The sequence below is a fragment of the Rhodococcus sp. ARC_M6 genome, from assembly GCF_022810305.1.
Taxonomy (GTDB): domain Bacteria; phylum Actinomycetota; class Actinomycetes; order Mycobacteriales; family Mycobacteriaceae; genus Rhodococcus_F.
Map to the genome: position 1 here is coordinate 1 of NZ_JALGQH010000135.1, position 220 is coordinate 220.

Genomic DNA, 220 nt, shown 5'->3' on the forward strand with positions numbered 1-220 from the left:
TGATCGAATGGCTGCCGTCGGTGGTGAACGTGTGGTTCAGCGTCGCAACACCAGCATTAACCGGTGCGGTACCCAAAACTGTTGCACCGTCCTTGAAATCGACGGTACCGGTAGCACCCGCCGGAGCTACGGTAGCCGTGAGATCCACAGCAGTACCCGTCTTGGCTGTCGCCGGAGCATTCAACGTCGTGGTGGTATCGGCAACCACAACGTCCGTGGA

At 59.1% G+C, this 220-nt stretch carries 1 protein-coding gene; it reads right to left on the reverse strand.

What is annotated here, in order from left to right; all coding sequences use genetic code 11:
• Positions 1–220, reverse strand: a 220-nt coding sequence (locus MTX36_RS29685) for an Ig-like domain-containing protein (RefSeq protein ID WP_243623229.1), incomplete at both ends; no start/stop codon positions are given.